The organism is Pseudofrankia saprophytica (assembly GCF_000235425.2).
Taxonomy (GTDB): Bacteria; Actinomycetota; Actinomycetes; order Frankiales; family Frankiaceae; genus Pseudofrankia; species Pseudofrankia saprophytica.
The window spans coordinates 4,979,561-4,993,690 of sequence record NZ_KI912266.1; the positions used below are offsets into that span (position 1 = coordinate 4,979,561).

Below are 14,130 nucleotides of genomic sequence, written 5' to 3' on the forward strand. Positions count from 1 at the left end.
CTGCGTGCCGGTCGACGTATGGGTCCCAGGTCGACGACGACGGCTTCCGCGACACGTCGATTCGGAACGATGGGAACCGCTCGCGCCGGGCGAATTCCTGATGCCCACCAGTTGCGGTCGACTCGACGACCAACATTGCCGCCGCCTTCCGTTTTCGAAGAAGGCGACGGCGGCCCTGTCATGCCTGCACGACTCCTTTTCGGAATCATTCGGAGGTGCCCGATGGAACTCCTGTCGACCCACACCCACCTGACCAACCGCCAGGTCGCGGAACAGATCATGGAGTCGATCAAAGAACGCCACGGCGTCGACCTGCGGGCGATCTTCGCGAACGACGCGCTCAGCGAGCGGAAGAAGGCCCGGCTAGCCCGGGTCCGGCTCCTGGAAGCCCTGCTGGACGAGGCGAGCCAGCCGAACTCCGGCGCGGTGGACCTCGACGCCGCCGATTTCGACCAGGACACCGCGCTGGCCCGGATGCTGGACACCGAGGTCGACATCGAGCCGAACCTCTCGCTGACCCGCAGCGACGCCACCTACGTCATGGGCCTGCGCGGCGACGGCGTACGCGAGTACCTGACGACGCTCACGAAGCGCTTCGAGAACATGCAGACCGCCAAGACCCCCGGCCAGCTCGCGATCGAACTGACCGCCAGCGGCCTGATCAGCGTCGGCGTCCCGATGGCCTACGAAGTGATCAAGGCGCTGCGTGCCGGGCAGGCGATCGCCGTCGCCATCCGGACCGGCATCACCAACATCGGCCTCAAGACCGCGATCGGCGCCGTCGTCGTGATCCTCGTCGGGTTCCTGCTCTACATGTTCCTCGACAACCCCAAGAAGATCCTCGGAATGGTCCTCAACGACACCGACGAGCACCTCGTCGTCAAGAACTGGGAGAAGGGCGTAGATGGGAAGAAGGACGGCGACCTGTACATGGCCTTCGGCCACATGGCGTCCTTCATGCAGGACAACGAGGGCGGCCTGGTCTCACCGAAGGTGCAGATCAGGGCCCGGGTCAACTTCGGGCCGAACGAGCCGGACAACCTCGTGTTCGCCGGCATCTACTTCGCGGACCGCAACGTCGGACTGCGCGGCGCCGAAGGGGTCATGATCTTCAGCTCGCCCAAGGTCAGGATCGCCCACCTGTTCGCCTGCCCTTACTTCGAGGACAACGGCACCTACCTGGGCTTCGTCAACGAAGGCGAGGACATCGAGAAGATCTACAACGACTTCTACGCCAAGCGCCAGGTCTCCATGTCCCGCACCGAACGCAACTACCGGCTCGGCGCCAACGTCAACGCCCCCAGAGGCGGCGTCGTCTCCTTGATCGCCTCGATCGTCCAGTAAGCACCCAGCAGCGACTCACGAACACCACGTTCGGCACCGCCGGGAAGCCCGACGACAGGAGGCAACCGGCGCTGGCGAAAGCATCAGACCGGTCGACCTCGTAACCGGACCGGTCGCGAGAACCGGCGAGGACCGGTATGCGCCCCGTCCATCTGTGGCCGGATCGCGCCGACCGGTCCTCGCCTGGCTCGGTCCTGCGCGCCATCTCTTTGTCGAGATCATTCGGAGGTGTCTGGTGGAACTCTCGTCGACGCATTCCCACCTGAGCGACCGGCAGTTCGCGGAACAGATCATGGAGTCGATCAAGGAACGCCACGGCGTCGACCTGCGGGCGATCTTCTCGAACGACGCGCTCAGCGACCGGAAGAAGGCCCGGCTCGCCCGGGTCCGGCTCCTGGAGGCGCTACTGGATGAGACCAGTCAGCCGAACTCCGGCGCGGTCGGCCTCGAAGCCACCGACTTCGACCAGGACACCGCGCTGGCCCGGATGCTGGACACCGAGGTCGACATCGAGCCGAACCTCTCACTGACCCGCAGCGACGCCAACCACCTCATGGGCCTGCGCGGTGACGGCGTCCGCGAGTACCTCACCATGCTGGTGAAACGCTTCGAGAACATGCAGACGGCCAAGACCCCCGGCCAGCTCGCGATCGAACTGACCGCGAGCAGCCTGGTCGCCGTCGGCGCGCCGATGACATTCGAGGTGATCAAGGAGCTGCGTGCCGGACAGGTGCTCACCACCGCCATCCGGAACGCGATCACCACCATCGGCCTCACGACCGCGATCGCAGCCGTCGTCGCGGTCCTCACCGGACTCCTGCACTACCTGTCCCTCGACAACCCCAGGAAGATCCTCGGAATGGTCCTCAACGACACCGACGAACACCTTGTCGTCAAGGACTGGCAGGAAGGCGTGGGCGGCAAGAAGGCAGGCGACCTCTACATGGCCTCCGGCCACATGGCCTCCTTCATGCAGGACAACGAGCGCGGCCTGATCTCGCCCAGGGTCCAGATCGGAGCCCGCGTGAGCTACGGGCCGGACGAACCAGACACGATCGTGTTCGCCGGCATCTACTTCGCCAACCGGAACTTTGGACTACGCGGCACCACAGGCGTCATGATCTTCAGTTCGGCCGCAATCAGGGTCGCACACCTGTTCGCCGTCCCCTACTTTGACGACAACGGCACCTACATTGGGTTCGTCGACGAGAGCGAGGACATCGAGAAGATCTACAAGGACTTCTACGACAAGCGCCAGGTCTCCATGTCCCGCACCGAACGCAACTACCGGCTCGGCGCGAACGTCAACGCGCCCAGAGGAGGCATCGCCTCCTGTATCGCCTCGATCGTCCAGTAAGCACCCAGCACCCAGCATGGCCGCGGCGACGACCTCGGTTCGCGCGTGCTCACCGCATCCCGAGGACGTCGCTTCGGCGGCTACGCATCCCGACTCGGCCCCGAAAGCAATGGCGAAGGATGACCATGCGATCAGTACTCGACAAGGTCGGCGAGGGTCCCGGTCAGCTGACCCGCAGTGCCACGACGGTGATGTCGTCGGTGACGACGCTGTCGCAGTAGTCGAGGGCGGCCTGCACGACGGAACGCGCCACGAGGCCCGGTTCGAGCCCACCGACGCGGGCGAAGTGCCCTCGCAGCCGAGGCTCGCCGTATTGCTCGTCGCGGCGACGAGCCTCCGTCACCCCGTCGGTGTAGAGCAGCAGCGTGTCGCCCGGCCGCAACCTGAACCGGTACTCGTTCAGCTGGGGGTCGGCGGTGACGCCGAGCGCGATCCCGTTGGTCGTGATCTCGCGCACCGTTCCGTCGCGGCGACGTACCAGCACCGGCGGATGACCGGCCGAGCACAGTACGGCGCGGTAGCCGCGCACCGCTGGGCGCAGCGTGATGCAGACGGCGGTGAGGAAGCACTCGCTGTCGGGCGCGGCATCGAGCATCGCCGTGTTGAGATAGTCGACGATTCGTCGCGGCGCGGTCTCCCGCCTGGAGACCTCCCGGACTGTTCGTAGCGCTGCTTGGGCGACGCGAGCCGCCTGCAACCCGTTGCCGCACACGTCGCCGATGACCAGCGCGCAGCGCTCCTCGTCGAGGCGCGCCCGGCCGAACAGGTGACGTCCTGAGCGGCCACGGCCGGCGCCGGACCGAAACAGGCCGAAGAAATCACCGGGAACGCCGTCACGGCCGGCCCGGCAGCGTGCCGCGACCTCGACGCCCGGTGGCCATGGCGACTCCACGAGCGAGCCGCCTGTCGAGCCGCCGGTCAAGCCGGCGACGGGGTCCGGTGCGTGCGGAACTCGCGGCCGCGGCACGCGGAAGGCCAGGTACGTCTTGATCGTGCTGTCGACCGCGAACACGGCGGGTACCCCCAGCTGACAATATGGTGACGCGGACCGTTCTCCGGGCACCAGAAAAGGCGGTGCCGGACGGACAGCCGGTTCGCCTGACTGCGCGGTCTGATTCCCCGCGCCGGTTCCCAACGCCGCACGAGCGACGCACAGCTGACCTTCGCGCCCACTCCTCGCCTCTCTCACAGCGGCCCGGTCGCGGGCCTCGCGGAGCGACATTCGCCGGTACTGGATCGCTACGCCGCCGAATTTATTCGTGCACTGTTGAGGAGGAGTGAAGACTTTGTGGAAGGTTCGCGGCGGGCCGCTCGCCGTCGGAGAACTCCCGCACGGGTCGGCGTCGACCACTGTCGGCCGCTGGGAGTCGTTCCGGTGCGAGACGGGGCATCGAGGCCGCCCTGGCCTGCGTTGGGTGGACGAACTCACCGATGTAACGTCGCCTGCCACCTAAGGGGACAACGGCGGCCGCGAGTTGGCGGTCCAGCTCCTCCGCACGTTCACCTGCCGGTTCGTCCCGGCATCCTCACGACCCACTGACACCATCGCGCCCACGACGCGCGGCGGTGTGGCTCTCACCGTGGGAAGGTTCTCGCCGCATTCCGATGGTCCGCGGGGTGGGCAGGCCCAGGTCCACCGGTCCGGGAGCCGTCCGGCAGGCCACCAGGCGGCGACGGCGGACCACCGCGGCGCCGGCAAGCATGGCGGCGGCCACCACGGCCACCACGGCCAGCGCGGGAACCCAAACGGCGGCGACGGTCGCCCCGGCACTGACCGCGCCGAGCACCGCGAGGAGCGGGCCAGCGCAGCACACCGCGCAGGCACCGAGGGCTGCCGCTGTGGCGCCGATCGTCGACCACGGGCGGGAGCGGCCAGCCGTTGGACTCATGCGGACACCCCGAACAGGTCGGCGAGCAGGGCGGTGGCGGTCTCGGGAGCCCGCACGGTCAGGACCAGCGCGGTAGGAGCGAGGTGAAGCGTGAAGGCGAAGAACGCGCAGCAGTCCTGCTCAGCCGCGGCGAGCGCGGTGACCCGCACGGCGAGATCCACGCCGGGTGGAAACGTCACGCGGAGCCCGTCGGCTATCTCCTCCCGACCGACCGCCTCGCCAAGCAGCTCGCGCCAGTGGGCGGCCCGGTTGGCCTGCTCGTCACCGCCGAGAGCGCAGGCGACCGGCGCGTCGCGCCAGGCCTGGTCGTCGGCAGCGAGCCCAGGCCGGACCGGGGACAGCGTGAGCGGCACCGGACCGGCAGATGAGGGGCCGGTCGTGGCGAGGCAACCGCAGCCCGGGCCGCAACCACCCGCGGGCGCTGCCCCCGCGAGTTCGGTGTGGAATGCGGCCAACCGCGCGGCGAAGGCCGACAGTTCGGCCGCACGCTGGTCGGCGTCGACGATCCGGGCGGCGACCAGCGGCGCCATCCGTTCCCGGACCGCCGCGCACACCCCCTGCTCCCACACCCTCAGCAGGTCGCCGATCTCCTCCAATGACAGCCCCAGCAGCTTCCCGGAGGAGATGAACGCCAACCGCTCCACCGCCTCCTCGCCGTAGACCCGGTAACCCGACGGAGCGCGCTCGGCAGACAACAGCCCAGCCGACTCGTAGAACCGCAGCGTGCTGGCCGGCACGCCGACGCGATCCGCCAGTTGTGAGATGCGGTAGGTGCCCATGACCGGACCGTAAACGTTCGACCCGACTCGAAGGTCAAGCCAGCCATGAACCCAAACAGCCATGGAACCCAAAGCTGACGTGGCCGCGGACCCCCGGCTTGTCGCGGTGCCGCCGTGGGCTGCGCCGCGTGGGCCAGCCGGTCCCATCACGACCAGCCTGGGTTGGTGCACCATCAGGTCCAGGCCGACTGGGCCGTGCCCTCCGCGCCACCGCGGCCGCGGCGCACCGTCTTCTGTTCCAGACGTCCAGACTGACATCACAGCCGCCTCCGTTCGCCCGGCGGCACGAACGCGCACAGCCGGGCGTTGACGGAGCCGAACGTGTCATGCGGGGGCAGCACGAGCGCGACCCGCCAGCGATGAGGAGAGCAGATGTCGCTGAGCGGGCGCCTGGACCAGGCACAACGGCGGTTCAGGGCACTCGGCTATCCCATCGCCGTGATCTACAAGTTCTACGACGATCAGGGCGGATATCTCGCCGCCCTGATCACCTACTACGGCTTCCTCTCGCTGTTCCCGATGCTGCTCCTGTTGACGACGGTCCTCGGCTTCGTGCTGCACGGCCACGCGGGCCTCCAGCAGGACCTCGTCAGCTCGGCGCTCGCCCAGTTCCCGGTCATCGGCGCCGAACTGCGTAACGACGTCACACAGCTCAAGGGCAGCACGCCAGCGCTCGTCGTCGGCATCGTCGTCAGCCTCTACGGAAGCCTCGGGGTGGCCCAGGCACTGCAGCACGCCCTGGACAAGGTATGGGCCGTGCCGCGGCAGGCACGGCCCAACCCGCTGCGCTCCCGCCTGCGCAGCCTCGGACTGGTGGGTCTGCTCGGCATCGGCGTCCTCGTCACGGCCGGTCTCTCGACCATCACGACCGGGGCCGGTCTCCTCGGGGCCGACATCGGCCCTTGGTCCCGCCTCGTCGCAGGCCTGCTGTCCACCGCGAGCAACGCCGGGCTGTTCCTGCTGGCGTTCACCCTGCTGACGGCACAGCGGCCCGCCGTCAGGGACGTGTGGATCGGCGCGATCGCCGCCGCCGTCGGGTTCCAGGTGCTGCAGACGGTGGGGGCCTACTACCTGAACCACAAGCTGCGCGGGGCCAGCCAGGTGTACGGGACGTTCGGCCTCGTGCTCGGCCTGCTCGCGTGGATCTACATCGAGGCCGTCATCGTCGTCCTCGCGGCCGAGGCGAACGCCGTGCGACGCCGCCGGCTGTACCCACGCGCGCTGATGACCCCCTTCACCGACGACGTCGAGCTCACCGAGCAAGACCGCCGGGCGTACACGTCCTACGCGAGGGGCGAACAGTTCAAGAAGCACGAGCGGGTCGAAGTGACTTTTCACGAGCCCTCCGCTCCCCCGCGCCACCCTGCCGGGAACACCGCGGATCCCCGCGAGTCCGGCCGAGAAGCCGACGAGGCGGACTAACCCGGATGCCCGTTGTTCGAGGGCAGCAGCGCGACCTCGGCCCGAAGAACTCGGCGCCGGCCGGCCAGTTCACCGGTCGTGGCCAGCCGCCACCAGGTCGGACGCCGAGTGGACCGCGGGCTTGCCATCCGGGCGCAGCGTCAGTGAGCCGCCGGCCGGGATCCCGAGGGCTTCGGCGGTACGCCCGTCGAGGCGCCACACCTTGATCGGGACCCGCGCGGTGAGGGTGGCGCCGAGCGCGGGTCCGAGCGCCTGTCGGTCTGCCGCCATCATGTCCGCGGCCGGTGCGTCCGGGCCGGTGAGCACGGTCAGGCCTGGCCCGAGCAGATCGAGGGTGGAGATTCGCCCGGAGACGCCGGTGCCCCGGTGCGTGGCGACGCCGCCGTCCGTGTCGCCGTTCTGGTTGCCATCCGCGTGGTCGACCCAGGCGTGGGTCACCCGGCCGCCGAGGTCGAAGTCCAGCTCCTCGGCCGGGTCGCGGTAGGAGCCGACGGACTGCGCGGACAGCGTCGTGTTGCGGCGGCCGACCGGCTCGCGCTCGGTCTCGTAGCTGTCCAGCAGTTCGGGGGACGCCCAGCCGAGCGTGACCCAGGCCAGTTTCCAGCCGAGGTCGTGGCCGTCGTGGACGGCGGTGTTCAGCCCGGTGCCCCCTCGCGGGGTCATCCGGTGCGCAGCGTCGCCGACGAGGAAGACCGCGCCGTCCCGGTAACGGCGGGCCATGGCGGCGTCGAAACGGAACGTTCCCGTGCGCAGGACGGTCGGCCGCAGGCCCGGCAGGCCGATCGCCGTCGCGATCTGGTCGGCCAGGACCTCGTAGGCGGGCGTGGGCGCGTCGAGGTCGCAGTCCTGCCCGAACAGCCAACGGCCGTCGCCGGCGGGGAGCAGGACGCCGCTCGCCTCCGGGTTGGTGACCGTGTAGATCAGGTGCCGGCGTTCACCGAGGACGTCCCACAGTGACCCTTCGGGAAGCGTCGCCGTGAACAGGGTCGCGCGGGCGCCGAGCCACGGCGAGCCGAGCACCCCGCGCGGGCCGTCGCCGCCTTCCACCTCCTCCGTCTCGATCCCGATCGCGTTCCGGACCGGGCTGCGGGCACCGTCGGCGGCCACCAGGTAATCCGGCCGGTACCCGCTGACCGCGCCGGTGCCGACGTCGCGAAGCGTGACCTCGACAACGCCGTCGGCCTGCCGCACCGCGACCAGCTCGGTGCCGAACCGCACCTCGACGTGGGCGAACCCGGTGAGGTGGTCGAGCAGGACCGCCTCCAGGGCGTCTTGCGGAACGCAGGCCGGCGCGGTGGGGCTGAGCCGGGCCACCACGTCGGGGTGGGGCCAGACGGTGTCGAGCTCGATCCCGTGCGGCGAGACCAGGCTCGGCCCGATCCAGGCCTGCCAACGGACGTCGACCCCGCCGGCGCGGACCCGTTCCTCCAGGCCCCAGGAACGGACGAGCTCCATGGTCCGGGTGCTGATCCCGGTCGCCCGGGGAAGCGGAGACGGCTCGGGCCGGCGCTCCACCACCAGTGTGGGCACCCCGTAGCGGGCGAGGGTGATGGCGGTGGCGAGCCCGGCCGGGCCGGCCCCGACGACGAGAACGGTCATGATGACCCCATTTCGCGCGACAGCTTGTCTTTCGCTGCACATGCTGTCTTCCATCGGGCAGACCGTCCATCGAATGTAAGGTTGGCGTCATGACCACCCGGCGGTACGAGCAGCGGCTGCGGGCGCAGAGCGCGGAGCAGACCCGGCGGCGCGTCCTCGACGCGGTGTACGACCAGCTCCCGAAGATCCCCAGCGTGGACGCGGTGGCCCGCCAGGCCGGGGTGGCCCGCTCGACCGTCTACCTGGTCTTCGGCTCGCGCGCCGGGCTGTTCGACGCGCTGCTCCAGGACGTCAGCGAACGGGGCGGCTTCGCCGACCTCGTCCGGGCGGTGCAGGACCCGGACCCGCTCACCCACCTGCGCGGCGCCGTCATCGCCAGCACCCGGATCTACGGCCGGCAGCGGGACGCGCTGGTCGCCCTGCGCGCGGAGGCGGCCGCGCTCGAGGGCGCGCTGGAGCGGACCGAGCAGAACCGGCTGGGCGGGCTGGTGCACCTCGCCAACCGGCTCGACGAGAACGGCCTGCTGGCCGTCGCGCCGGACGTGGCCGTCGACGTGCTGTGGGCGCTCACCGGCTTCGACGCGTTCGACGCCCTGCACACCGGCCGCGAGCTGTCGGTGGACGACGTCGCCGCCCGACTGCTCCTCACCGCCGAGCGCACCCTCCTGCGGGTCCCGCCAGCCTAGGGCGCTTCCGGCAGCCAGCTTGCCTCCACGTCCGATTCATCCCTCGTTGCGGCGGCCGGCCTACGGTTGGCCCGGGAGGTGGAATGGACACCCGGCTGGAGCTCAGGCAGCTGACGTACTTCCTGGCTGTCGCGGAAGAAAGGCATTTTGGGCGGGCGGCCGCCAAGCTGTTCATCGGCCAACCGACGCTGAGCCAGCAGGTACAACGCCTCGAGCGCCACCTCGGCGTGCCGCTGCTGGCGAGGACCTCGCACGACGTGCGGCTCACGCCGGCCGGGGAGGCCTTCCGCGTCGAGGCCGAGCGGGTACTGGAACACGCGCGCAGGGCCGTGGAGGTGGCGCGCGAGGCCGCGTCCGGCCGGCTGGGGAAGATCACGGTCGGTTTCAACTTCGCCGCCGGCCAACAGGTCCTCCGGCCGACTCTTCGCCGGCTGGGAGCGGACTACCCGGAGCTCTCGACGGTCCTGTGGGAGGGCCTCAGCGGCCCGCAGCTCGCGGCCGTGTCCGACGGCAGGATCGACATAGCGCTCATCTACTCCGGCATCCCGCCCAGACCGCTGTTGGCCCGGCGGGTCTCGACCGCCTCGCTCGTCGCCATGGTCTCCCGTGACCATCCCTGGGCCACCCGCGCGCAGGTCGACTTCGCCGAGCTCGCCGACCAGCCGATCGTGCTGCTGCGCCGGGAACGCAGCCCGGCCATGCACGACGCCGTGTTCGCGGCGGCCGAGCGCCGCGGGATCTCCCTGACGGTCGCGGCCGAGGTCGAGGACAGCGGGGCGACGGCGGTGATGGTGGAGACGCTGCGGGCGGTCGCCTTCGTCTCGGACGCCCGACCCCGGCGGCCGACCGACGACCTGGTCGCGATGCCGATCGTGAACCCGGTCCCCCGGGTCGACGTGCGGGCCATCTGGCGCCCGGACCCGCGGCCGGCCGTCGGTGCCTTCCTCGCCAGCCTGGCGGCGGTCGCCCCGCTTTCCTCGCCGCCCGACGACCGGGAGGCGGCGCCCGCGGCCGCCCCGGCTCCCGAAGGCGACCAGGGCCAGTAGTACAGGCGATCGGGCGGCGTGAACGGCGAGGACGTCAACGATTCAAAATCGGATTCGCGATCGACCGATCGCCTGTCTGTGATTGAAGCCCGGTTTCCCCGCTGACACCATTTCACCGGAGTCGACCGGCCGAGGTCGGCTGAACCCGATCTGGAGAAATGGGACCACGCATGCGGTTGACCGTTTTGGGCTGCCGGCAGGGAATGCCCGCGGACGGCCAGGCCAGCTCCGGCTACCTCGTGTCGACGGGGTCGGCCCGGCTCCTGCTGGACTGTGGCCCCGGCGCGGCCACGGCGCTCAGCGCCCTCGCGCACCCGAGCGACCTGGACGCGATAGTCATCAGCCATCTTCACGCGGATCACTGCTACGACCTGTTGACCCTGGGCAAGACCCTGCTCTCCGGTCGTCTTCGTGACCCGAAGCTTCTTCCCACTCTGCGCGGCGCGGCCCAGGTCGAGTGGCCTCCGGTCCCGCTGTACGTGCCGAAAGGCGGCCGGGCCAGGCTCGACATCCTCGCCTCGGTCTTTCCCGTCCCGTCGTTTCCCATGCTGGACCGGTCGTTCGACGTCGCGTTCGTGGTCCATGAATACGAGCCGGCCGACATTTTCACCATCGGTGACTGCGCGATCAGCCTGCATGGGCTGAACCACTCGCTGCCCAACTGCGGGACGCGCATCGAGAGCCCGGAAGGATCGTTCGCCTTCACCGGGGACACCGCCTACACGCCCGATCTCGTCCCGCTCGCCCAGAACGTCGACCTGTTCCTGTCCGAGGCGACCCTCGAGAAACCGGACGTGACCTCGCACGGGCACCTCTGCGCGGCCGAGGCGGGCGACGTGGCCGCTGCCGCCGGCGTGGGGCAGCTCGTTCTGACCCACTTCGTCACCGCCGACGAGACCTGGCTGAAAGCGCGCAAGGCCGACGCCGAGCGTGCCTTCCGGGGACCGGTCCATCTCGCCGCCCCCGGCCGCACCTTCGAGGTTCGCCCCTCGGGAGCGGAGCGCCGATGAGGTGGACGTCGCCGCCGCGATTCGGCTACGTAGACCGCACCTGACTCGGTCGGCGCTCGCCCAGGGTGAGCGGGTGTGGAAAATACGTGGTCGGGTAGCCCTGGCATCGGGGAGGAGACGGATGTCGAGCTGCCCGAGCTGTCTGGGGCCACACTCCGAAGTTCAGGAGCCGAGTGCGGCCGTCACAGACCTGCTCGAACTGCTGCGACGGCGGATGCGGATGGATCTGGCCGGGCTCGGTCGGGTCGACGGCAGTCTGCTGATCATGCAGGAGGCCAGCGGGAACGCTCGCATGTTCGGGTTGACGCCCGGGGCCAGTCTGCGCCGCGAACAGGGACTGTTCGGACGTGTCCTGACCGGCGAGCTTCCGACGCTGGGCCGGAACACCCGCCGCGACCCGCGGACAGCTGACTCCCCTTCCGTCCGCGAACTCGGCATCGGCGCATACGCGGCGATGCCGGTCTTCGACGCCGATGGCAACGTCTACGGCGTGGTCGGATGCATCAACCGGGAGCCACGGCCGTCCCTCGGGCCCCGCGACATTCGGTTCCTACGCCTCCTGGCGGACTTCCTGACCGAGTACGTCAGCGACCTGCACAGGATGTGGGAGACGCGCAGCCTGATCTGGCGCCACGTCCATGACGTGATCGACGGCGGCGGCCCGCAGATCCACCTGCAGCCGATCGTCGACCTGAGCTCCGGCCAGCCCGTCGCGGTGGAGGCGCTGTCCCGGTTCTCGGACGCCACCCGCCCGGGACCGCTGTTCGCCGACGCCACGGCGGTCGGCCTGGGTGCCGAGTTGGAGATGACCGCCATCCACCGCGCCCTCGCCATGCTGCCAGGTCTCCCCCCTGGCGTGCGCCTGGAGGTGAACGCCTCGCCCACGACCGTGACCAGCGGACTGATCGACAGTCTTCTTTCCACCGGCGCCCCGCAGCGCCTTGCTCTGGAGATCACCGAACACGAGCACGTCGGCGAGGACCACGACCTGCTCGCCGCCGTCGGCACCCTGCGGGCCCATGGCGTGCACATCGTCATCGACGACATGGGCACCTGCTACTCGGGCCTCAAGCTTCTGCTCCAGCTACGCCCGGACGTGATCAAAATCGACCGGTTCATCGTCCGCGGCATGTCCACCGACTCCGCTCACTGGGCCGTCGCCGAGGGCATCGCCAGGATCGGCCACGGCATCGGCGCACAGGTCGTCGCCGAAGGCATCGAATCCCGCGCCGACCTCGACGCCGCGCGCGCCGCCGACGTCGACTACGGCCAGGGGTTCTTCCTCGGCCGCCCCACCGCCGACCTCGCCGCCGCCTGCCTGGCGACCCAGCCCGCGCTCGCGTCCGCCGGCCCGTACTGATCGGCCCGCCCGGACCGCTTGTCAGCCGAGCGGCGCCGCCACGTGGACGGCGCTGTTACGTGAACGGCGCCGTCGACGTGGACGGCGCCGTTCACGCGGGAGGTGCTGGTCACGCGAGCACCGAGCTGGGCGTCGGCTCGGGCTCGACTACCTGCGGGCGCTGACGTCCCGGCAGGGCGGACGCCGCGAGCGCGCCGGCCCAGCAGACGGCCGCGCCGACGACGCACCCGAGGTGGAACGCGGACTGGAACGAGCTGTTGACGGCGTCGACGAGCGGGCCGCCGCCGGCCTGCTGGGCCACCTCGAGCGCCGTGCCCACCGATGAGGTCGCCTGGGCGAGCAACCCGGCGGGCAGCTGCGCGAGACTGGAGTCGCTGAGGTGGCTGGCGAAGATCGAGGCGTAGACGCTGCCGACCACGGCCACGCCAAGGGTGCCGCCGGCTTCCCGGGTGGCGTCGTTGATGGCTGATCCGACGCCGGCCTTGGCCGCCGGGAGCACGGACAGGATGGACTCGGTCGCCGGAACCTGGGTGAGTCCGAGACCCAGACCCATCATCACCATCTGCCCGACGATCAGCAGATAGCTCTCGTCCAGTGGTGAGGCCGCGATCCAGGCGAACGAGCCGCCGAGCAGAGTGAGCCCGGCCATCACGACGGGACGGGTACCGAACCGGGCCACCAGCAGCGGTCCGGCCGCGGAGCCGGCCGCGATGGTGCCCGCGACCGGCAGGATGCGCACGCCGGTGGACAGCGGGCCATAGCCCCGCACGAACTGGAAGTACTGGGTCACCAGGAAGATGAAGCCAAACAGGGCGAAGAAGGCCACGGTGACCGACATGCTCGCCGCGGTAAACGCCCGGGTGGCGAACACCGACACGTCGAGCATCGGGTGCGCGACGCGGCGCTCGATCATCACGAACACGGCGGCGAGCACGGCGGTCGCGACGAAGCCGGCGATCGTGAGCGGGGCGTGCCAGCCGCGGTGCGGCGCCTCGATGATCGTGTAGACGAGCAGGCCGATCGTCGCGGAGCCGGCCAGGACGCCGGGCACGTCGATCCCGGGAGCCGCCGGGTCGCGCGATTCGGGGACGAGCCAGACCGCGAGCCCCGCGGTGACGATCGCGACGGGAACGAGCGCGACGAACACGCTGCCCCACCAGAAGTGCTCGAGCAGCAGGCCGCCGACGACGGGGCCGGTGGCGACGGCGACGCCGGTGACGGCGCCCCAGATCCCGATGGCCTTGGCCCGTTCGCGCCGGACAGGGAAGGCGTTGGTGATGATCGACAGTGTCGTCGGGAAGATCAGCGCCGCGAACACGCCCATCACCGCCCGTGCGGCGGTGAGCTGCCCGGAACCGGTGCACAGCGCGCCTAGCCCGCTGGCGGCCCCGAAGCCGAGCAGACCGATGATCAGCGCGGGGCGCCGCCCGAACCGGTCGCCGAGGCTGCCCGCGCCCAGGACGAGGGCAGCGAAGGCGAGGTTGTAGGCGTCGACGACCCACTGCAGGTCCCGCGTGCTGGCGCCGATCTCTCGGGTCAGGGACGGCAGCGCGACGTTCACGAGGTTGGTGTCGAGGTTGATCGCGAAGGTCGCGAGACACGCGACCGTCAGGACTGCATATCGGTTACTCGCCATCC

Annotated in this window: 12 protein-coding genes; 7 read left to right on the forward strand and 5 right to left on the reverse strand. The window is 70.2% G+C overall.

Annotated features, from left to right (window positions below; translation table 11 throughout):
- The first annotated feature begins 222 nt into the window (after positions 1-222).
- A complete protein-coding gene (locus tag FRCN3DRAFT_RS0220970) occupies positions 223-1,344 on the forward strand; it encodes a hypothetical protein (protein ID WP_007510256.1) in 1,122 nt (373 codons plus the stop codon).
- Positions 1,345-1,579: 235 nt separating this feature from the next.
- Positions 1,580-2,701, forward strand: a complete 1,122-nt coding sequence (locus FRCN3DRAFT_RS0220975) for a hypothetical protein (protein ID WP_007510254.1) — start codon at positions 1,580-1,582, stop codon at positions 2,699-2,701.
- Between the two features lie 163 nt (positions 2,702-2,864).
- On the opposite strand, the gene FRCN3DRAFT_RS0220980 is transcribed toward FRCN3DRAFT_RS0220975, so the two are convergent.
- The 3 genes from FRCN3DRAFT_RS0220980 to FRCN3DRAFT_RS0220990 form a co-directional block, all read right to left on the reverse strand.
- The gene (locus tag FRCN3DRAFT_RS0220980) at positions 2,865-3,713 is read right to left on the reverse strand and encodes a PP2C family protein-serine/threonine phosphatase (protein ID WP_007510252.1); all 849 of its coding nucleotides are present in this window, start codon (positions 3,711-3,713) and stop codon (positions 2,865-2,867) included.
- 514 nt (positions 3,714-4,227) lie between these two features.
- A complete protein-coding gene (locus FRCN3DRAFT_RS55195; protein ID WP_007510250.1) occupies positions 4,228-4,590 on the reverse strand; it encodes a hypothetical protein in 363 nt (120 codons plus the stop codon).
- On the reverse strand, positions 4,587-5,369 hold the full coding sequence (locus FRCN3DRAFT_RS0220990) for a MerR family transcriptional regulator (protein ID WP_027140800.1): 783 nt from the start codon (positions 5,367-5,369) through the stop codon (positions 4,587-4,589). The genes FRCN3DRAFT_RS55195 and FRCN3DRAFT_RS0220990 overlap by 4 nt, the downstream gene beginning before the upstream one ends.
- Positions 5,370-5,741: 372 nt before the next feature.
- Here FRCN3DRAFT_RS0220990 and FRCN3DRAFT_RS0220995 point away from each other — a divergent pair, with 372 nt between their 5' ends.
- On the forward strand, positions 5,742-6,791 hold the full coding sequence (locus tag FRCN3DRAFT_RS0220995; protein WP_007510245.1) for a YihY/virulence factor BrkB family protein: 1,050 nt from the start codon (positions 5,742-5,744) through the stop codon (positions 6,789-6,791).
- Positions 6,792-6,860: 69 nt separating this feature from the next.
- On the opposite strand, the gene FRCN3DRAFT_RS0221000 is transcribed toward FRCN3DRAFT_RS0220995, so the two are convergent.
- A complete protein-coding gene (locus tag FRCN3DRAFT_RS0221000) occupies positions 6,861-8,390 on the reverse strand; it encodes an FAD-dependent monooxygenase (RefSeq protein WP_027140801.1) in 1,530 nt (509 codons plus the stop codon).
- A gap of 89 nt (positions 8,391-8,479) precedes the next feature.
- Between FRCN3DRAFT_RS0221000 and FRCN3DRAFT_RS0221005 the strand changes: the two genes are divergently transcribed.
- From FRCN3DRAFT_RS0221005 to FRCN3DRAFT_RS0221020, 4 genes are all read left to right on the forward strand, one after another.
- Positions 8,480-9,076 (forward strand): TetR/AcrR family transcriptional regulator, encoded by a 597-nt coding sequence (locus FRCN3DRAFT_RS0221005; RefSeq protein WP_007510241.1) that lies wholly within the window; start codon positions 8,480-8,482, stop codon positions 9,074-9,076.
- Positions 9,077-9,159: 83 nt separating this feature from the next.
- On the forward strand, positions 9,160-10,122 hold the full coding sequence (locus tag FRCN3DRAFT_RS0221010; protein ID WP_007510240.1) for a LysR family transcriptional regulator: 963 nt from the start codon (positions 9,160-9,162) through the stop codon (positions 10,120-10,122).
- A gap of 170 nt (positions 10,123-10,292) precedes the next feature.
- Positions 10,293-11,132 (forward strand): MBL fold metallo-hydrolase, encoded by an 840-nt coding sequence (locus FRCN3DRAFT_RS0221015; RefSeq protein ID WP_007510238.1) that lies wholly within the window; start codon positions 10,293-10,295, stop codon positions 11,130-11,132.
- Between the two features lie 121 nt (positions 11,133-11,253).
- Complete coding sequence (locus FRCN3DRAFT_RS0221020) at positions 11,254-12,492, forward strand: sensor domain-containing phosphodiesterase (RefSeq protein WP_007510236.1); 1,239 nt, start codon at positions 11,254-11,256, stop codon at positions 12,490-12,492.
- A 109-nt stretch (positions 12,493-12,601) separates the two neighbouring features.
- Here FRCN3DRAFT_RS0221020 and FRCN3DRAFT_RS0221025 read toward each other — a convergent pair whose 3' ends face one another.
- The gene (locus tag FRCN3DRAFT_RS0221025; RefSeq protein WP_007510234.1) at positions 12,602-14,128 is read right to left on the reverse strand and encodes an MFS transporter; all 1,527 of its coding nucleotides are present in this window, start codon (positions 14,126-14,128) and stop codon (positions 12,602-12,604) included.
- Between the last annotated feature and the right edge of the window lie 2 nt (positions 14,129-14,130).

Bases quoted from the DNA above. Each gene is read 5' to 3' on its own strand.
- FRCN3DRAFT_RS0220970 (WP_007510256.1), top strand. From the start codon at position 223: ATGGAACTCCTGTCGACCCACACCCACCTGACCAACCGCCAGGTCGCG.
- FRCN3DRAFT_RS55195 (WP_007510250.1), bottom strand. From the start codon at position 4,590: ATGAGTCCAACGGCTGGCCGCTCCCGCCCGTGGTCGACGATCGGCGCC.
- FRCN3DRAFT_RS0220990 (WP_027140800.1), bottom strand. From the start codon at position 5,369: ATGGGCACCTACCGCATCTCACAACTGGCGGATCGCGTCGGCGTGCCG.
- FRCN3DRAFT_RS0220995 (WP_007510245.1), top strand. From the start codon at position 5,742: ATGTCGCTGAGCGGGCGCCTGGACCAGGCACAACGGCGGTTCAGGGCA.
- FRCN3DRAFT_RS0221000 (WP_027140801.1), bottom strand. From the start codon at position 8,390: ATGACCGTTCTCGTCGTCGGGGCCGGCCCGGCCGGGCTCGCCACCGCC.
- FRCN3DRAFT_RS0221005 (WP_007510241.1), top strand. From the start codon at position 8,480: ATGACCACCCGGCGGTACGAGCAGCGGCTGCGGGCGCAGAGCGCGGAG.
- FRCN3DRAFT_RS0221010 (WP_007510240.1), top strand. From the start codon at position 9,160: ATGGACACCCGGCTGGAGCTCAGGCAGCTGACGTACTTCCTGGCTGTC.
- FRCN3DRAFT_RS0221015 (WP_007510238.1), top strand. From the start codon at position 10,293: ATGCGGTTGACCGTTTTGGGCTGCCGGCAGGGAATGCCCGCGGACGGC.
- FRCN3DRAFT_RS0221020 (WP_007510236.1), top strand. From the start codon at position 11,254: ATGTCGAGCTGCCCGAGCTGTCTGGGGCCACACTCCGAAGTTCAGGAG.
- FRCN3DRAFT_RS0221025 (WP_007510234.1), bottom strand. From the start codon at position 14,128: ATGGCGAGTAACCGATATGCAGTCCTGACGGTCGCGTGTCTCGCGACC.